This window comes from Winogradskyella sp., assembly GCF_025210595.1.
GTDB lineage: Bacteria > Bacteroidota > Bacteroidia > Flavobacteriales > Flavobacteriaceae > Winogradskyella.
In genome coordinates this window covers 64,154-83,636 of record NZ_JAOARH010000037.1, presented here as the reverse complement: position 1 = coordinate 83,636, position 19,483 = coordinate 64,154, and the positions used below count along the sequence as shown (strand labels likewise).

The window sequence follows — 19,483 nt, the reverse complement described above, 5'->3', positions numbered from 1 at the left end:
ACATTTTGTTCAGAAAATTAAAACAAACCTCCTTGCGTTGATCCTTTAATTTTACCGAGGTGTTTATAGGCTTTCTCTGTTACTTCTCTTCCTCTTGGCGTACGCATAATAAAACCTTGTTGTATTAAAAAGGGTTCATAAACTTCCTCTATAGTTTCTGCACTTTCACTAACTGCAGTTGCTAAAGTAGTTATACCTACTGGTCCGCCTTTAAACTTATCAATAATCGTAGTGAGGATTTTATTATCCATTTCATCTAAACCATATGCATCTACATTAAGCGCTTCAAGAGCAAACTTAGCTATTTTAATATCTATTTTTCCATTGCCTTTTATTTGGGCAAAATCTCTAACACGTCTTAAAAGCGCATTTGCTATACGAGGTGTTCCACGACTTCGACCAGCAATTTCTATTGCTGCTTCCATAGATATTGGAACATTTAATATTGAAGCACTTCGCTCTACTATAGTAGATAGCAAATCTGTCTTATAGTATTGCAATCTGCTGCTAATACCAAATCTTGCTCGCATAGGTGCAGTTAACAAACCAGATCGAGTTGTAGCACCAACTAAAGTAAAAGGATTTAAATTAATTTGAACCGTTCTGGCATTAGGGCCAGACTCTATCATTATATCAATCTTGTAATCTTCCATTGCAGAATACAAATACTCTTCTACAATAGGGCTTAAACGATGTATTTCATCTATAAAAAGGACATCTCTATCGTCAAGGTTTGTCAGCAAGCCTGCAAGATCGCCTGGTTTATCTAGTACAGGTCCAGAGGTTACCTTTATACCTACATCTAATTCATTGGCTAAAATATGTGCCAATGTTGTTTTCCCTAATCCTGGTGGCCCATGAAATAAAGTGTGATCTAAGGCTTCTTCTCTAAGATTTGCTGCCTGAACAAAAACCAAGAGATTTTCTAATACCTGATCTTGCCCAGTAAAATCCTGAAAAGTTAAAGGTCTCAACTTTTTTTCTACATCTAGTTCCTCTGGACTAAAATTTTCGTTAGATGGGTTTAGGTTTTCGTTCATGTTTACTTCCTGCGAACGCAGGAATCTTATTAATAATTCCAATACATAGAAAAGAAACTGAAATACTTGCCTATTGGCATACAAAAATTCAGCTTAAACAAATATAACCAAAAAGCCTTTCTAAAAATAGAAAGGCTTAGATATTGTAAATCTCTTTTTGTTGAGATTCCTTTTTCAAAGGGGTTTAATGATGCAATTCTTCCTCACCTTCCTTCATAGGTACATTTTGAGGCACAAAATCCACATCATGTCCTGGTTTGCTATAGTCATATGCCCAGCGGTGAACTTCTGGTATAGCTCCAGGCCAGTTTCCATGAATATGCTCTACAGGAGTTGTCCATTCTAACGTTGTAGATTTCCAAGGATTTTGCTCTGCTTTCTTTCCATAGAAAATAGAGTAGAAGAAATTCCATAAATAAACAATCTGGAAAACACTACCAATAATAGCAAAAATGGTAATAATAACATTAACATTAGTGGTATCATCAAATAATGGGAAATTTGAATTGGTATAATAACGTCTAGGAAGACCTGCCATACCAATAAAGTGCATAGGGAAAAATACACCATAAGCACATATAGCTGTTACCCAGAAATGTAAATATCCTAAGTTCTTATTTAACATGCGTCCAAACATTTTTGGGAACCAATGATAAATACCAGCAAACATACCATACAATGCTGAGATACCCATTACTAGGTGAAAGTGAGCTACAACAAAATAAGTATCATGTACATTAATATCTAAAGCGCTATCTCCTAAAATGATACCTGTTAAACCACCTGTAATAAATGTTGAAACAAATCCGATTGAGAACAACATTGCTGGATTCATCTGAAGGTTTCCTTTCCAAATGGTAGTAATCCAGTTAAAGGCTTTTACCGCAGATGGTATCGCAATCAATAAAGTTGTAAATGTAAATACAGATCCAAGGAATGGATTCATACCAGACACAAACATATGGTGTCCCCAAACTATTGTAGATAAAAATGCAATTGCTAAAATAGATAGGATCATTGCACGGTAACCAAAAATAGGCTTACGTGAGTTTGAAGCCATAATTTCAGAAACTAGACCCATAGCAGGAAGTATAACGATGTATACTTCTGGGTGACCTAAGAACCAGAATAAGTGCTCAAACAATACAGGGGAACCACCTTGGTAATGTAATACTTCCCCTTGAATAAAAATATCTGATAAGAAGAATGATGTACCAAAACTTCTATCCATTATTAATAATAATGCTGCTGATAAAAGAACTGGAAATGAAACCACACCAATTATAGCAGTAACAAAGAACGCCCAGATTGTTAACGGCAATCTCGTCATTGACATTCCTTTAGTTCTTAAGTTTAATACAGTAACAATATAATTTAATGATCCTAATAATGAAGATGCTATAAATATAGCCATAGATACTAACCATAAAGTCATACCCATACCAGAACCACCTTGCGCCATTGGTAATGCTGAAAGCGGTGGATATATTGTCCAACCAGCTGCTGCAGGTCCTGCTTCAACAAACAATGAAATTATCATAATTACACTAGATAAAAAGAACAACCAATAAGATACCATATTAAGGAATCCTGAAGCCATATCTCTTGCACCTATTTGTAACGGAATTAAAAGGTTACTAAATGTACCACTTAAACCAGCTGTAAGTACAAAAAAGACCATTATTGTTCCGTGGATTGTAACTAATGCTAAATAAACATCTGCGTCCATAACACCATCTGGCGCCCACTTACCTAATAAAGCTTCAAATAAAACATTAGGTTCTTCTGGCCATGCAATTTGTATACGAAACATTATAGACATTAAAATACCTATAACACCCATTATGGTACCTGTAATAAGATATTGTTTAGCGATCATTTTATGATCCATGCTAAAAATATACTTTGTCATGAATGTCTCTTTATGGTGATGTACGTCGTGGTCGTCGTGACCGTGTGTATCTACTGCTGCTGACATAATCTCTTTATCTCTTTCTTAAAATGATTTTATTATTAATTTAAAGAATTAGCAAACGTTTTTTGCTCTGCCATCCAGGCATTATATTCTTCTTCAGTTTCTACAATAATCTTCATCTGCATATTGTAGTGCGATTTACCACATATTTTATTACAAATTACTAGAAAATCAAACTCATAAGGATCTAATGCTTCTTCACCTTTATCGGTTAATTCTTTACTTTTTTCAGTCCTTATCTTATTAATGTTTTTTACTTTATCAATAATATCCGGATTTTGGCGCATATCTTCTGTTGTAATCGTTGGTGTAAAACCAAACTGAGTTACCATACCAGGCACACAGTTCATTTGTGCTCTAAAGTGTGGCATATACGCTGAGTGTAATACGTCTTGTGAACGCATCTTAAATAAAACTGGCCTATTTACAGGCAAGTGCAATTCTGTTACAATAACATCGTCTTGTGCATTAGGATCATCTTCTGCAACACCTAAGATGTTAGCTTTATCTAAATCAATTAATCTTACATTAGCTTTTCCTAAGACATTATCCTTACCACTATATCTAGCTTTCCAGTTAAACTGCTGTGCATATAACTCTACAACTAATGGGTCTTCTAAATCATCTACGTTTGTAATATCATTCCATGTAAACAAGCCATAGATAATTAATCCTGCTAAAACGATAACAGGTATACCTGTCCATATTGCTTCTAGCGTGTTATTATCTGCATAAAATAATGCCTTTCTACCTTTTTCGCCTCTATATTTAAAAGCAAAATAATGTAATAAATATTGTGTAACTGTTTGAACAATAAAGATGATAACCAAAGATATTATCATTAAGTTATCTATTTGTGGCCCATGCTCTGATGCAGAATTAGACAAAAGAGGTAAATCACCCCAATTCCAAATACTAATTATTGTGATAAGGTAAATAAAGATAAGGAAACCTATCATTAAGTACCCATTAATCTTATTGTCTTTATCATCAGCTATTTGCGTGTTATTTGCGCCAACTTGAGCTAAATCAAAAATCTTTATCAGTTGCCAAATAGCAACAGCTACAAAGAGTACAATTATAATCGTTAATAAAGCAGTCATTATCGTTTTTGTTCTGTTTTTAAAATATTAATAATGGAAGTGTTTACTTTCTTCAGTAAATGGATTTCGTTTTGCTAGCAATGGTGCTTTTCCTAAAGCGGTAAAAACTATAAATAAGAAAAGGCCACCAAATAATAATACAGCTCCAATTTCTGGTGCTCCAATAAACCATCTGTCTACTACAGTTGCAGGCATAATCCAGTTAAATACATCTAAATAATGTCCGCCAAGAATAACTATTCCTGTTAAAATCACAAACCAATTAATACGCTTGTAATCACTATTCATAAGCAGTAATAATGGGAAAATAAAATTCATAGCTAACATACCAAAGAATGGCAATTTATAATGTTCAATACGAGTTACAAAATATGTTACTTCTTCTGGAATATTTGAATACCATATTAACATAAATTGAGAGAACCATAAATACGTCCAAAATATACTTATACCAAACATAAATTTAGCTAAGTCGTGTATATGGCTATTGTTTACAAACTCTAATAAACCTTTAGATTTTAAGTATATTGTAATCATTGCAATAACTGTAATACCACTTACAAACATACTTGCAAAAACATACCATCCAAATAATGTACTAAACCAGTGAGGATCTACACTCATTATCCAGTCCCAAGACATCATAGATTCTGTATAAATATAGAATACTAGGAAAGCTGCAGAAATTCTAAAGTTCTTTTTAAAGTTTCTATTGTCTTCTGCATTATCTTGAGCAATTGAGAATTTTCTAGAAAAATATCTATATAGAGACCATCCTCCTAAGAAGATTAAACCTCTAATAAAAAATCCAGTTTTATTTAACCATCCTGATTTTCCAGCTACTAGTTTATCATAATTTTCATGACCTACTTCGGTAACACCTTCTTTTAACCATACAAATATGTGGCTATCTGCTACAAAAGCAATAGCTAATACAATTAAACCTCCTGGTAAAACGTATGAAGTAATACCCTCCATAACTCTAAATAATACTGGTGACCAACCTGCTTGCGAAGCGTATTGTATTGCATAAAATGCTAAAACACCTAGTGCTATCATAAAGAAAAAGAAAGCCCCTACATATACCGCAGCATAAGGTCTATTATGTATTTGGTGTAATGCATGCTCTTCGTGCGCTGTCATACCACCATGAGTATTTGATTCTCCATGAGAATTCTCGTGTGCTTCTTCGCTGTGAGAGTCTGTAGCATGTGCATCTCCATGACCATGGTGTTCTGCTGCTAAAATTTCAGAAATATTGTCTTCGGTAACATTATGCGAATCCATGAAGCCATAGAAAACACCTAATGCTCCTACAACCATCATAATTATTGCACCTATTTTTAATCGATTTGAAATTTTATATTCCATTATATGATCTTTATCTAAATCTTATTTTTCTAAATCCGCTTTAAGTTTTTCAACATAAGCAACTACTTGCCAACGTTCGTTCTCATTCAATTGGTTAGCATAAGAACCCATACTGTTTATACCATAATATATAACATGATATATACTACCTGTTGTAATAGGTCTTGCATCATAACTAGGTACACCTAATATCTTTTCGCGTTCAACCAATTTTCCTTTTCCATTTCCTTTTGTACCATGACAAATACCACAGTAAATATCATATAACACTTTACCTTCAGCATAATCTATTTGTGTAGAATCTAAAGGACTTGTAAGGTTAGCCTTCGCAAAGTCATAACCTTCTGTGGTGTCATCTATTTCATAAGGCATAAAATCTCCTCTAGGAATAGTACCTTCTGCAGGTAATTGTGCTTCTACTCCATTTGCAAAAGCATCTGATTCTTGGTAGGTTTCATACCCTACAGATTCGTACATGTTTGGCATGTATTGGTAGTTTGGTCTTGAATTATTCTGACAAGAAACAAAACCAATCAATAAAACTAGTACTACGATATATTTCAATGATGTCTTCATATTAATGTGCATCTTCGTCTTTATCAACTATATTAATTTCAACAGCTCCTGTTTGTTGTAATAATGAAGTTAATTCACTTTCATTATCATGAATTGCAATTTCCATTAAGAAATGGTCATCTGTTGTTCTAGGGTCTGGGTTTTCAGCTTTTTTAAATGGCCACATTCTACTTCTCATGTAAAATGTAATTACCATAAGGTGGGCTGCAAAAAACACCGTCAGCTCAAACATAATAGGCACAAAAGCTGGTAGATTTTCTAAATAACTAAAGCTAGGTTTACCACCAATGTCTTGTGGCCAATCTTCTATCATTATATAGTTCATCATAACTGTAGCAACCGTTATACCAATACATCCATATATAAATGCTGTTATTGCTAATCGTGTTGGTGCTAAGCCCATTGCCTTATCTAGTCCGTGAACAGGAAAAGGTGTATAAATCTCTTCTATGTGGTGCTTTTCTGCCTTTACCTTTTTAACGGCTGACATTAAAACATCATCATCTGTATAAATAGCATGAATTACTTTTGAAGCTTCCATATACTATATTAGTTATTTAATAAGTTTTTTGCTTGTCCTGCCCAATCATCTCGTTCTGCTCTTCCTGGGAAAGAACCTGTGATTGCATCTAACAAGTCATATTCTGTTTTGGTCATCTTACTCACCTGTAAAAATGTATAAATTCCTATACTGTTAAGTACTTCTTCCATTTTAGGACCTACACCATTAATCTTTTTTAAATCATCTGCAGTATCTGTTGCTGCATCAAAAGATCCTATTGTACTTAAAAGATTATTTACTTTCTCTGAGTTATTGTTATCTGAAACAACTTCTTTAGCAGAAGAAGTTACACCTGTTAAAACACCGTTAGATGTTCTAGAATCTACACCTGTACCAACTAAACTCTCACCTCTTTCTCTAAGCTTCTTGTAACGCTCACCAGATGATTTTAAGATTGTCTTCACTTCGGCTTGTGCAATTACAGGGAATGTACGCGCGTATAATAAGAACAGTACAAAAAAGAATCCAATCGTTCCTATGAATATTCCAATATCTACAAATGTTGGTGAGAACATTGTCCAAGATGATGGTAAGTAATCTCTATGAAGCGATGTTACGATAATTACAAAACGCTCAAACCACATACCAATATTTACAACAATTGAGATAAAGAAAGAGAACATAATACTTGTTCTTAATCTCTTGAACCACATAAATTGTGGTGAGAATACGTTACAAGTCATCATTGCCCAATATGCCCAAGCATAAGGACCTGTTGCTCTATTTAAGAATGCATATTGCTCATACTCTACACCAGAGTACCATGCTATAAAAAGCTCTGTTATATAAGCCACACCTACAATAGAACCTGTAATCATAATGACTATGTTCATTAACTCAATATGCTGTAGTGTAATATAATCTTCCATGTTACACACTTTTCTCATAATAATAAGAAGTGTGTTTACCATTGCAAATCCTGAGAAAATTGCACCTGCAACGAAGTAAGGAGGGAAAATCGTAGTATGCCATCCTGGAATTACCGACGTTGCGAAGTCAAAGGATACAATAGTGTGTACAGAAAGTACAAGTGGTGTTGCTAAACCTGCAAGTACTAAAGATACTTCTTCAAAACGTTGCCAATCTTTTGCTCTACCAGACCAACCAAAACTAACTAACGAATAAATTTTCTTTTGGAAAGGCTTTACAGCTCTATCTCTAATCATTGCAAAATCTGGTAATAAACCTGTCCACCAAAATACTAACGACACAGATAAATAAGTAGAAATTGCAAATACATCCCAAAGTAATGGTGAGTTAAAGTTAACCCATAACGAACCAAATTGGTTTGGTATAGGTAATACCCAATATGCTAACCATGGACGACCCATATGTATAATTGGGAATAAACCTGCTTGAACTACGGCAAAAATTGTCATCGCCTCTGCAGATCGGTTAATTGCCATTCTCCATTTTTGACGGAAAAGTAAAAGTACTGCAGAAATAAGTGTACCTGCATGACCAATTCCTACCCACCAAACGAAGTTAGTAATATCCCATGCCCAGTTTACCGTCTTATTAAGACCCCAAACTCCAATTCCTGTTCCTACAGTGTAAAGTATACAGCCTAATCCCCAAAGGAATGTAACCAAAGAAATACTAAAAACAATCCACCACGCTTTGTTGGCTTTGCCTTCAACCGGTTTTACTACATCTAAAGTAACATCGTGATACGATTTTTCTCCGGTAACTAAAGGTCTTCTAATAGGTGCTTCGTAATGAGACGCCATAATTATATTATTAATTCTTTAATTTAAATTTATGCTTCTGATGTGTTACGTATTTTCGTTTGGTATACCACATTTGGTTTAACACCTACATGCTCTAATAAGTGATACGCTCTATCATCTTTTACTAATTCTGAAATAACACTACCTTCATCATTAACATCACCAAACATCATAGCTCCACTTTCACAAGCAGCAGAACATGCTGTTTGGAACTCGTCTTTTTTAACCGGACGTCCTTCTCGTTTTGCATCAAGTATTGTTTTTTGTGTCATTTGTATACACATTGAACATTTCTCCATTACACCACGAGATCTTACTGTAACATCTGGATTTAACACCATACGTCCTAAATCATCGTTCATATAATAATCAAACTCATCATTTTGACTGTATAAGAACCAATTAAAACGACGCACTTTATATGGGCAGTTATTTGCACAATATCTTGTACCAACACAACGGTTATACGCCATATGGTTTTGACCTTGTCTACCGTGTGATGTTGCCGCAACAGGACAAACTGTTTCACAAGGAGCATGATTACAATGCTGACACATTACTGGTTGGAAAGCTACTTGAGGATTATCTGCAGGGTTTTCCATTTCTCCAAACTCACTTAATGAGCTGCCTAAACCAGAAATATTCTCTTTCTTCTTGTTATCTCCTTCAAATGAATCTTGTGACGAGTAATATCTATCAATACGCAACCAGTGCATATCTCTACTACGACGCATTTCAGACTTACCTACTACAGGTACATTATTTTCTGCGTGACAAGCAATAACACATGCACCACAACCTGTACAGGCATTTAAATCAATTGATAAGTTAAAGTGATGCCCAACCGTACGGTCAAATTCATCCCATAAATCTACTTCAGAGTTTGTTACTTTAACTGGTTCGTGATCTAACGAAACAACAGGCACAGCATTCCAATGCTCTTTATTTTTAGTATTAAAAACTTCTAAGGTAGTTTCTTTAATAATATCTCCACGCCCCATTAAAGTGTTATGCAACTGCACACATGCAAACTCATGCTCACCTGAAGCTTTGCTAATTGTCACTTCTTGAACATTATTAAAGTTTTGATATAATGGGTAAGCATTTACACCAGTCTTCATTTCTTCTTTTATACCTTCGGCAGTTCTACCAAAACCAAATGACAATCCTATAGAACCTTCGGCTTGTCCTGGCTGAATAATAACAGGTACATTTTCTAAAGTAACTCCATTAACTGTTACATTAGCTCTACTTCCATTTAAACCGCCATCAGCTACATTCCAGTTTTCAAGCTCCAACTTTTCAGCATCTACCCTAGATACCGTAACATAGTTATCCCATGTTGTACGTGTAATTGGATCTGGAAACTCTTGCAACCATGGGTTATTAGCCTGCTGACCATCCCCCATACCTGTCTTAGAATATAACACCAACTCCATTGCACTATCTTTAGCTGATGCCGCAAGTGCTCTTGCTGCATTGCCGCTTGGTGTTTCTATGGCTTCTTCATCAGAAGTATTAGACAACTCACCTTCTACTGTTTCAAAAGATGGTGTTGCAACAAAAAACCCGTCATGTACTGCTTTATTAAACGATGCTCCGTTTAAAACATCCGCAGTCCAAACTGATTTTAAATAATCTCTGTATGATGTACTATTACCATTCCATGCTAAAAGCACATCCTGAAATTGTTTTGTATCAAATAAAGGGCGAATTGTTGGCTGCATCATAGAAAAATATCCAGATTTAATCTCAACATCTCCCCAAGATTCTAAATAATGAGGTGCAGCCGCTATATAATCACAATGAACAGATGTCTCATCTTTCTTCATAGAAAACGCAATTGACAATTCCGTCTTCTTTAAACCTTCAGCAAAATCGCTAGAGTTCGGCAAAGTATATATTGGATTAACCCCATTCATAATAAGCGCACCAACTTTACCAGCTTTCATATCAGCCACTAACTGTGCTACTTTCTTATCATTTCCTTGTCTTACAAGTATTGCTGTTTTTGGATCAAAAGCTTTACTATTTAAAAACTCATTAATCTCTAAAACTACGGTTTGTGCATTTACATCTTGTATCCCTGTAAGCACAACAGCATTACTTCCAGCCTCCTTTATTTCATTAGCTGCTTTTTGAACAGCATCCATAATATTCTGAGGCAAATCTACATTTACTGAACCACCAACAACTAAACTATATAGTTTTGCTAACACTTGCTTTTGTTGGCTAGGTTTTACAGGCACGCGCTTATCTGCATTAGCTCCAGTTAGTGACATATTAGATTCAAACTGAATATGGCGAGACATTTTTCCATTTTCTGGTATACGCTGCTTTGCATAATCAGACTCAAATCCACCACCTTGCCAATCGCCAATAAAATCGGCACCAACAGACACAATAGTCTTAGCTTTAGAGAAATCATAATTAGCCATTCCTCTTCTGCCATATTTAGATTGATACGCATCTAATGCAGCAGACTCTGATACTGCATCGTATACTACGTGGCGTACATTTCCGTATTTCTCAGAAAACTCGGCTATTAATTTATTAGTAGATGGACTAGGTAAAGTTTGAGTTAAAAACACAATCTCCTTATCATCACCTAACCCATTTAATTTTGAAGTCGTTTCAGAAACAAAAGCATTCCAAGAAATTTCTGAATCACCTTTCATAGGCAACTTCACTCTAAGACTATCATAAAGCCCTAAAACAGAAGCCACAACTCTTGAGTTTGCTGCCCCATGAGTAGCCGCAGCTGCATTATTTCCTATAAATATAGGTCTACCCTCTCTTGTCTTCACTAAAATACTAGCAAAATCATATCCATCTGCAATAGTTGTTGCATAATAGTTAGCAACACCAGGAGTAATCTCCGTTGGTTGCACTACATAAGGAATAGATTTAATAACCGGACCCTCACAAGCAGCTAAAGAAGCCGCTGCTGTACTAAATCCAACGTACTTTAAGAAATCACGACGCGAAGTAGATGAAGACTCTAAAGAATCTTTATCACCTAAAAACTCATCTGTTGGAATTTCTTCCAAAAATTCATTTTGCTGTAGCGTCTCAACAATAGAACTATTTTCGTTTAGCTCTTCAACACTTTTCCAGTATTTCTTGTTTGATGACATATTGTTATTTATGATTTTTGATTTACGACTTACGATTTCTAACTTTCCGTAATTCGCAAATCGTCATTCCAATTTTTTTTAATAGTGGCACTTACCACATTCTAATCCACCCATTTGTGCCGCAGTTAATTTCTCAACACCATACTTTTTAGATAATTCTTCATGAATTTTGGTATAGTAGCCATTATCCTTAACTTTTACATCTGTTTCTCTATGACAGTTAATACACCAACCCATTGTTAATGGCGCATGTTGATACATTATCTCCATTTCCTCAACTGGCCCATGACACGTTTGACACTCAATACCAGCAACAGAAACGTGTTGCGAGTGATTAAAGTAAGCAAAGTCTGGTAAATTATGTACTCGTATCCATTTTACTGGCTTAGCATTTCCTGTAAATGTTTTTCCATCCCATCCTACAGCTTCATACAGCTTTTGAATCTCTGCATTATAATCTACACCAAACTCTTTACCTTCAGCTAAAGTTGATGGCGCTACCTCAGAAATTGACTTATGACAGTTCATACAAACATTTAATGATGGAATACCAGAAGTTTTACTAACTCTTGCAGAAGAGTGACAGTACTTACAATCTATTCCATTATCTCCAGCATGTATTCTATGCGAATAATGTATTGGCTGCACTGGCTCATAACCTTGATCTACACCAACCTGCATAAAATAACCGTATGCAAAATAACCACTTGTTAACAAGAAGAATATCGCAGTAACCAACACCAAGAATTGGTTTTCAACAAAGGCTTTCCATAGCGGTTTTCTTTGCTCATCTTCAGAAATTTCAATCCCTTTCGCTTCAGCAAAACGATCTAATGTGCGCTTCACTAATATTAACGCCATAGCCAATAACGCAAACAACAATGCTAAAGCACCAAGAATTAAATCATCTGAAATACCACCTTCACTACCACCACCTTCAGTTGGCGGAGCAATATAACCTGGACAATCAGGAGACGATTGAGGATTTAACTCACATGGATCTACAGCTGTATAAGCTAAAATATCTGAAATATCTTGGTCGGTTAATGTTGCAAAAGGAGTCATTGGAACATTATTCCACTCTTTAAAAACCTTATTCGCATACGCATCACCAGACTTTATTAAAGCCGAGCTATTACGTATCCAAGCACTCAACCACTCTCTATCTAAACCTTGCTCATCAGCTAACCTTGCTTCTATATTACGAAGCTTTGGCCCTGTCATATCCTTATCTAATTTATGACACGCTGCACAATTGGTGTTAAATAAAGATTTCCCATTTGCTGGATCGCCCTCTTGAGCAATAAGTGAAGTTGATAACGTAAGTAATAAAACAAAACCGAGGCTAAGTATCCTAGAGGTTAAATTACGGTAAATCACTTGTTTCATCTGTTGATTTTTATTGTTTTTAAGGTTAGATGAATTTACTTAACTAGCTTATTATTAGCTTTTAAATTCATTCTATCACTCATTTCATATTGTTAGTTGAATTATCTTCTCAACTTTGGTACGATTTTTTCAGTTAAATCATGACAAAAATCATGTTTCTGAAACTCTGGCAAAAGTAAGATATAAAGTCGATTTTAGAAATCTTAGAGAACTGTTAATATATAATTTATACCAATTCTAAATAAGATTTTTCGGGCTTTAACGTTGAATAACATACCTTTGCATCTTAACAAATAATTATGAATAAGAAACTTAAACATATCAGCACAACAATTTTAACTATGATCTTATCATTTACACTTAACGCGCAACAAGCGGAAGTTAATGTAGAACAAGATAGTGACATCGACAAATTACTAGAATACAAAAAGGACACAAAGACCAACAAAGTCTACAAAATACAAGTGTTTCAGAGCGTTGACCCAGATAAAGCGGAACGTGAGAAATCTAATTTTTTAAACCTTTATGAAGAGTGGCCAGTAGAAATTGTTTGGAATACACCTAATTACAAAGTATGGGTTGGTAATTTCACTACACGATTAGAAGCAGACAGAGCTTTAGCCAAAATCAAGAAAGAATATATGTACGCTATAATATTTCAACCTAAATTAGAAAAAAAATAACTTAAAAAGTATAATCAAAAACAAAAAATCCGACTCGTTTGAGTCGGATTTTTTTATTGAAATCTATTTTTATTTCAATTTCTTTTTTACTTCAACCTCCTGGAAAGCTTCTATAATATCACCTTCTTTAATATCGTTATAGCCTTTTACTTGCATACCGCAATCATAACCTTTAGATACTTCTTTAACATCATCCTTAAAGCGTTTTAATGATGTTAATTCACCTGTATAAACTACAACTCCATCTCTAATAAGTCTTACACCTGAGCTTCTGTAGATTTTACCGTTAGTTACCATACAACCAGCAATTGTACCGATTTTAGAAATCTTAAATGTTTCTCTAATTTCAGCAGTACCGCTAACTTCTTCTTTAACCTCTGGAGATAACATACCTTCCATAGCATCTTTAAGATCATTAATAGCATCGTAAATAATAGAATATGTTCTGATATCTATTTCTTCTTTATCAGCTATTGTTCTAGCATTACCAACAGGACGTACATTAAATCCTACAATGATAGCATCTGATGCAGAAGCCAGCAACACATCACTTTCTGTAATTGCACCAACACCTTTATGAATGATATTTACCTGAATCTCTTCGGTAGATAATTTTTGGAAGGAATCTGTTAATGCTTCAACCGAACCATCTACGTCACCTTTTAAGATGATATTCAACTCTTGGAAATCACCAAGCGCAATACGTCTTCCGATCTCATCTAGTGTAATATGACGTTGCGTTCTTACAGATTGCTCACGTTGTAATTGCGTACGTTTAGCTGCAATTTGTTTTGCTTCGCGTTCATCTTCAAATACATTGAACTTATCACCAGCTTGTGGCGCACCATCTAACCCAAGAATTGATACTGGAGTTGATGGACCAGCTTCAGCAACATCATTACCACGCTCATCGTGCATCGCTTTAACCTTACCACTATTTTTACCAGCTAAAACGTAATCTCCTACTTTTAAAGTACCTGCTTGTACTAAAATAGTAGACACATAACCTCTACCTTTATCTAAATAAGCTTCAACAACAGTACCATTAGCCGCTTTATTTGGATTAGCTTTAAGCTCTAGTAATTCAGCTTCTAATAATACTTTTTCTAGTAATTCTTTTACTCCAGTTCCAAACTTAGCAGATATATCGTGAGATTGAATTTTTCCTCCCCAATCTTCAACTAATAAATTCATAGCAGCCAAGCCTTCTTTAACCTTATCTGGATTAGCATCTGGCTTATCAATTTTATTAATTGCAAAAACAATAGGAACACCTGCTGCTTGCGCATGTGAAATTGCCTCTTTGGTTTGAGGCATTATAGCATCATCGGCAGCAACAACAATTATTGCAATATCTGTAACTTGAGCACCACGAGCACGCATTGCCGTAAAGGCTTCGTGACCAGGTGTATCTAAAAATGCTATTTTTTGACCGTCTTTTAACTGAACACCATATGCACCTATATGCTGTGTAATTCCACCAGATTCTCCCGCTATTACATTTTCTTCTCTAATGTAATCTAACAGAGATGTTTTACCATGATCTACGTGCCCCATTACCGTAACAATTGGTGCACGCGATTTTAAATCTTTAGGATCATCTTCTACAGTTTCGATAGATTCTTCAATATCGGCAGTTACAAATTCTACTTCATAACCAAATTCATCTGCTACAATAGATAAGGTCTCTGCATCTAACCTCTGGTTCATGGTTACCATCATACCTAAAGACATACATGCCGAAATAATCTGAGTTACACCAACATCCATCATTGTAGCAACTTCACTTACAGTAACAAACTCAGTTACCTTAAGTATTTTACTTTCTGCTGCTTCTGCTTGAAGTTCTTTTTGAGACTGCTCTCTATGTCGATCTCTCTTTTCACGACGGTTTTTAGCACCTCTACCTTTATTAGATTTACCTTGAAGCTTTTCAAGGGTTTCTCTTACTTGTTTTTGTACTTCTTCTTCACTTGGCTCTTCCTTAACCACTTTTGGTCGAGTTCCTCTACCTTTTTGACCTCTTCTGTTATCAAAATTAGACTTACCATTATCATTTCCGCCTTTACTGATTCGACGTCTTTTTCGTTTATTACGATCGTTTGAAGCAGCCGTAGGCTTATCTTCTTTTTTCTTTTTTGGCTTATTAAATTGTGAAAGATCAATTTTTTCACCAGTAGCTACTGGACCTGTTAGTTTTTGATACTTTGTCTTTAACTTTTCATCTGTTCTTGGCGCTACAGGTTCTGTAGGTTTTTCAGTCTTCTTAGGCTTAGCTTTTTGAACTGGTTCAGGTTTAGCTTTAGGTTTTTCCTCCACAACCTTTTTAGCCTTTTTAGGCTTTTCAACCAAATCAATCTTATCAACCACTTTGATTTTTTCAACCTTAGCAGGCCTTTCGATCTTTTCTACTTTTGGTTTTTCTTTTGCCACAACAGGCTCAGCTTTAACCTCTTTAGGTTTTTCTTCCTCCTTTTGCTCTGTTTTAGGCTTAGGCTTTTTATCTAAATCTATTTTACCTATTTGTTTAGGACCACTTAATTCTGCTTTAGCTTTTACAACAGTTTCTTTTGCGGCTTCTTTTCTTTCTTTTTCCTCAATTTCGCGTTCGCGCTGTTCGCGAAGCTCTTCTTTTTCTTTAAGCTTTGCTTCACTAACCTCTTGAGCTTTTTCACGTTTTGATGCATCTGTCTGAAATTCATTAGACAACGTGTTATAAACCTCTTGCGAAATTTTTGTATTAGGACTTTTCTCGATCTCAATACCTTTAGACTCTAAGAAGTCTACCGCACGATCTAACGAGATGTTCAGTTCTCTTAATACTTTATTAATTCTAATTTGAGCCATAAATTGCTGTAATATACTTAAATCTGTTTTATATCAATCTAACCTTAATAGTTTTTATGGTTAAATTGCATTAGTCTTCAAATTCTTCTTTAAGAATTCTAATGACTTCTAATATTGTTTCTTCTTCTAAATCAGTACGTTTTACTAAATCATCAACATCTTGTTCTAGAATACTTTTTGCTGTATCTAAACCAGCTTTACTAAACTCGTCGATAATCCATCCGTCAATCTCATCAGAGAACTCTTTTAATTCTACATCTTCTTCTGCACCTTCTCTAAATACATCTATTTCAAAACCTGTTAATTGACCTGCTAAACGTATGTTGTGCCCTCCTCTACCAATAGCTTTTGATACTTCCTCTGGCTTTAACAATACTTCAGCACGCATATTCTCTTCATCTAGCTTTAAGGATGTAACACGAGCTGGACTTAACGCTCTTGTTACAAATAACTGAAGATTGTTAGTGTAATTGATAACATCTATATTTTCGTTTCCTAACTCACGAACAATACCATGAATACGAGAACCTTTCATACCAACACATGCTCCTACAGGATCTATTCTATCATCGTAAGAATCTACCGCTACTTTAGCCTTTTCGCCTGGAATACGTACAACTTTTTTAACAGTAATTAATCCATCAAAAACTTCAGGGATTTCCTGCTCAAATAATTTTTCTAAGAACACTGGTGATGTTCTAGACATAATTATTGCTGGCTTACTTCCTTTTAATTCTACACTTTCTATAACACCTCTTACATTTTCTCCTTTTCTAAAGAAATCTGAAGGAATTTGTCTATCCTTCGGAAGTATAATTTCATTACCATCATCATCTAGTAAAATGATAGCTCTGTGACGAATATGGTGAACTTCTGCAGTGTATATTTCACCTTCAAGTTCTTTAAATTGCTTATATATGTTAGTGTTGTCGTGCTCGTGAATTTTAGAAATAAGGTTTTGTCTTAATGCTAATATTGAACGTCTTCCTAAATCTACAAGTTTAACTTCTTCTGCTACATCTTCACCTACTTCAAAATCTGGCTCAATTTTTTGAGCTTCAGACAATGCAATTTCTTGATTTGGCTCTTCTACTTCACCATCTGCAACAACAATACGATTTCTCCATATTTCTAAATCTCCTTTATCTGGATTTATAATAATGTCAAAGTTATCGTCATCTCCAAATTTTTTCTTCAATGCATTACGCAATACATCTTCAAGAATTGCCATTAGCGTAACTCTATCTATTAACTTATCGTCCTTAAATTCTGAAAATGATTCAATTAATGCTACATTTTCCATAATTGATATGAATTAAAATTTTATTTTAACTTTTGCTTCTTTAATATCACTATAGGCTATTGTTGCCTCTTTTGTGACAGTTACTTTTCCTTTACCAACAGGTTTTGGTTCTCTAGCTTTCCATTTTAACATCACAGATTCTTCATTAGCTTCTACTAATTGACCTTCTAATGTTTCACCCTCAACAGTCTTTACTTCTAAATGCCTCCCTACATGCTTAGTATATTGTCTAGGAAGCTGTAAAGGCGAAGCAGCACCACAAGATGCTACTTCTAAAGAAAAATCTTGTTCTTCTCTATCTAGGTTGTGTTCAATAGCTCTGCTTACAAAAATACAATCTTCTACAAGCACACCATTATCACCATCTATTATTATTCTAATTGTATTATCAGATAAAATCTCAAAATCTATAAGAAACAAATCCTTACGTTCATCTAATGCACTATCTAATAAATCTTTTACTGTATCTTTAAACATGTCTTGATATAAAAAGAGAGGACTTTTTGTCCTCTCTCGTTTTCATTCCGTAAACAACTGTGCAAATATACAATATAATATCAACTTTTCAAAGTTATCGTTTATGGAATTATTTTGTAGCTTTATAAGACTAATCTTAATTAAAAACATGATGAACAGAATCCTAGTCCCTACAGATTTCTCTGAACAAGCAGATAATGCATTAAAAGTTGCAGCAATGTTAGCAAGAAAACATGGCGCTGACATTTATTTATTGCATATGATGGAAATACCTATGCAACAAATAGATCCTATAAATGCTCATAGTGATGTTCCTGAAGCTTTGTTTTTTATGAAGCTAGCTCACAAAAAATTTGAAGACCTTAAAGCAAGTGATTTTTTAGAAGGCATAACTGTTCATGAAACTGTAAAAGCAGACATTACCTTTAACGAAATTAAAGATGCTTGTAAAGAGTTTGATATAGATTTAATTGTTATGGGTTCTCATGGAGCCTCTGGACTTAAAGAGATGTTTATTGGCTCTAATGCTGAAAAAGTGGTTCGCACCTCAATTGTCCCTGTACTTGTAATTAAAAACGGGCATAGTAGTTTTGATATCAAAAACTTTGTTTTTGCATCAGACTTTAAGAATGATAATAAAGAGACTTACAAACAAGCTGTTAGATTTGCTGAACTATTTGGCGCTAAAATTCACTTACTTCTTGTAAATACAGCCAATAATTTTATTACCACTTACGACTCTAGAGTGCGAATTAATGATTTCATCTCTGGACAAACATTTGAAAACTACACCATTAATGTACATAACGACACTAGTGTTGAACAAGGCATATTAAATTTTTCGCAAGAAATAGACGCAGATCTTATTGGTATAAGTACGCATGGTAGACAAGGTATTGCACATTTCTTTAATAGTAGTATTAGCGAAGATTTAGTGAATCATGCTAAACGACCTGTGATAACGTTTAAAATATAAAACAGAACTTTTTAATCATAAAAAAATCCTAATCGTTTGATTAGGATTTTTTTATGATTACTCTATTTAATTTTTCTAAAACTTCCTTTGACACTAACTTCTCTCACCCTCATAAAATCCTACAAAAAGAAAAAGTCTTAACTACTTTTGTAATTAAGACTTTAATTTCTGTTGGCCTACTAGGGCTCGAACCTAGACTCTTCTGGACCAAAACCAGACGTGTTGCCAGTTACACCATAGGCCAATCTTACGATTTGAGGGTGCAAATTTAATACAAAGTTTCTTTTAGGCAAAAAAAAATAGAAAAATAATAT

General features: G+C 34.6%; 14 protein-coding genes and 1 tRNA gene. 2 read left to right on the top strand and 13 right to left on the bottom strand.

Annotated elements, in window-relative coordinates:
- Positions 1-17: 17 nt before the first annotated feature.
- The 9 genes from ruvB to N4A42_RS03830 all read right to left on the bottom strand — a co-directional run bounded on the left by ruvB (position 18) and on the right by N4A42_RS03830 (position 12,883).
- Positions 18-1,040, bottom strand: a complete 1,023-nt coding sequence (gene ruvB, locus N4A42_RS03870; RefSeq protein WP_294070117.1) for a Holliday junction branch migration DNA helicase RuvB — start codon at positions 1,038-1,040, stop codon at positions 18-20.
- 184 nt (positions 1,041-1,224) lie between these two features.
- Positions 1,225-3,018, bottom strand: a complete 1,794-nt coding sequence (locus N4A42_RS03865) for a cbb3-type cytochrome c oxidase subunit I (protein ID WP_294070111.1) — start codon at positions 3,016-3,018, stop codon at positions 1,225-1,227.
- Positions 3,019-3,053: 35 nt separating this feature from the next.
- Positions 3,054-4,118 carry a cytochrome c oxidase subunit II gene (locus N4A42_RS03860; protein ID WP_294070106.1) on the bottom strand — a complete coding sequence of 355 codons (1,065 nt, stop codon included), beginning with the start codon at positions 4,116-4,118 and terminating at the stop codon, positions 3,054-3,056.
- A 27-nt stretch (positions 4,119-4,145) separates the two neighbouring features.
- The gene (locus tag N4A42_RS03855) at positions 4,146-5,489 is read right to left on the bottom strand and encodes a quinol:cytochrome C oxidoreductase (protein WP_294070104.1); all 1,344 of its coding nucleotides are present in this window, start codon (positions 5,487-5,489) and stop codon (positions 4,146-4,148) included.
- A 21-nt stretch (positions 5,490-5,510) separates the two neighbouring features.
- Positions 5,511-6,065 (bottom strand): cytochrome c, encoded by a 555-nt coding sequence (locus tag N4A42_RS03850; protein ID WP_294070101.1) that lies wholly within the window; start codon positions 6,063-6,065, stop codon positions 5,511-5,513.
- A 1-nt stretch (position 6,066) separates the two neighbouring features.
- A complete protein-coding gene (locus tag N4A42_RS03845) occupies positions 6,067-6,606 on the bottom strand; it encodes a DUF3341 domain-containing protein (protein ID WP_294070098.1) in 540 nt (179 codons plus the stop codon).
- Positions 6,607-6,614: 8 nt separating this feature from the next.
- Positions 6,615-8,357, bottom strand: coding sequence for an NrfD/PsrC family molybdoenzyme membrane anchor subunit (gene nrfD / locus N4A42_RS03840; protein WP_294070095.1), 1,743 nt, complete (start codon positions 8,355-8,357; stop codon positions 6,615-6,617).
- 29 nt (positions 8,358-8,386) lie between these two features.
- Positions 8,387-11,494 carry a TAT-variant-translocated molybdopterin oxidoreductase gene (locus tag N4A42_RS03835; RefSeq protein ID WP_294070093.1) on the bottom strand — a complete coding sequence of 1,036 codons (3,108 nt, stop codon included), beginning with the start codon at positions 11,492-11,494 and terminating at the stop codon, positions 8,387-8,389.
- Positions 11,495-11,572: 78 nt separating this feature from the next.
- Entirely contained in the window at positions 11,573-12,883 is a 1,311-nt protein-coding gene (locus N4A42_RS03830) for a c-type cytochrome (protein ID WP_294070091.1), read from the bottom strand.
- 299 nt (positions 12,884-13,182) lie between these two features.
- Between N4A42_RS03830 and N4A42_RS03825 the strand changes: the two genes are divergently transcribed.
- Positions 13,183-13,566 (top strand): SPOR domain-containing protein, encoded by a 384-nt coding sequence (locus N4A42_RS03825; RefSeq protein WP_294070089.1) that lies wholly within the window; start codon positions 13,183-13,185, stop codon positions 13,564-13,566.
- A gap of 69 nt (positions 13,567-13,635) precedes the next feature.
- On the opposite strand, the gene infB is transcribed toward N4A42_RS03825, so the two are convergent.
- The 3 genes from infB to rimP form a co-directional block, all read right to left on the bottom strand.
- Entirely contained in the window at positions 13,636-16,413 is a 2,778-nt protein-coding gene (gene infB / locus N4A42_RS03820; RefSeq protein ID WP_294070087.1) for a translation initiation factor IF-2, read from the bottom strand.
- Positions 16,414-16,483: 70 nt separating this feature from the next.
- Positions 16,484-17,716: a transcription termination factor NusA gene (gene nusA, locus N4A42_RS03815; RefSeq protein ID WP_294070084.1), complete on the bottom strand. Its 1,233-nt coding sequence runs from the start codon at positions 17,714-17,716 to the stop codon at positions 16,484-16,486.
- Between the two features lie 12 nt (positions 17,717-17,728).
- Entirely contained in the window at positions 17,729-18,193 is a 465-nt protein-coding gene (gene rimP, locus N4A42_RS03810; protein ID WP_294070082.1) for a ribosome assembly cofactor RimP, read from the bottom strand.
- A gap of 151 nt (positions 18,194-18,344) precedes the next feature.
- On the opposite strand from rimP, the gene N4A42_RS03805 reads away from it, so the two are divergent.
- Complete coding sequence (locus N4A42_RS03805) at positions 18,345-19,169, top strand: universal stress protein (RefSeq protein WP_294070142.1); 825 nt, start codon at positions 18,345-18,347, stop codon at positions 19,167-19,169.
- A gap of 171 nt (positions 19,170-19,340) precedes the next feature.
- Here N4A42_RS03805 and N4A42_RS03800 read toward each other — a convergent pair.
- Positions 19,341-19,413, bottom strand: a tRNA-Gln gene (locus tag N4A42_RS03800).
- Between the last annotated feature and the right edge of the window lie 70 nt (positions 19,414-19,483).

Coding starts and splice junctions, on each gene's coding strand:
- N4A42_RS03860 (WP_294070106.1), bottom strand. CDS start 4,118: ATGACTGCTTTATTAACGATTATAATTGTACTCTTTGTAGCTGTTGCT.
- rimP (WP_294070082.1), bottom strand. CDS start 18,193: ATGTTTAAAGATACAGTAAAAGATTTATTAGATAGTGCATTAGATGAA.
- nrfD (WP_294070095.1), bottom strand. CDS start 8,357: ATGGCGTCTCATTACGAAGCACCTATTAGAAGACCTTTAGTTACCGGA.
- N4A42_RS03855 (WP_294070104.1), bottom strand. CDS start 5,489: ATGGAATATAAAATTTCAAATCGATTAAAAATAGGTGCAATAATTATG.
- infB (WP_294070087.1), bottom strand. CDS start 16,413: ATGGCTCAAATTAGAATTAATAAAGTATTAAGAGAACTGAACATCTCG.
- N4A42_RS03830 (WP_294070091.1), bottom strand. CDS start 12,883: ATGAAACAAGTGATTTACCGTAATTTAACCTCTAGGATACTTAGCCTC.
- N4A42_RS03825 (WP_294070089.1), top strand. CDS start 13,183: ATGAATAAGAAACTTAAACATATCAGCACAACAATTTTAACTATGATC.
- N4A42_RS03835 (WP_294070093.1), bottom strand. CDS start 11,494: ATGTCATCAAACAAGAAATACTGGAAAAGTGTTGAAGAGCTAAACGAA.
- ruvB (WP_294070117.1), bottom strand. CDS start 1,040: ATGAACGAAAACCTAAACCCATCTAACGAAAATTTTAGTCCAGAGGAA.
- N4A42_RS03845 (WP_294070098.1), bottom strand. CDS start 6,606: ATGGAAGCTTCAAAAGTAATTCATGCTATTTATACAGATGATGATGTT.
- N4A42_RS03805 (WP_294070142.1), top strand. CDS start 18,345: ATGAACAGAATCCTAGTCCCTACAGATTTCTCTGAACAAGCAGATAAT.
- N4A42_RS03850 (WP_294070101.1), bottom strand. CDS start 6,065: ATGAAGACATCATTGAAATATATCGTAGTACTAGTTTTATTGATTGGT.
- N4A42_RS03865 (WP_294070111.1), bottom strand. CDS start 3,018: ATGTCAGCAGCAGTAGATACACACGGTCACGACGACCACGACGTACAT.
- nusA (WP_294070084.1), bottom strand. CDS start 17,716: ATGGAAAATGTAGCATTAATTGAATCATTTTCAGAATTTAAGGACGAT.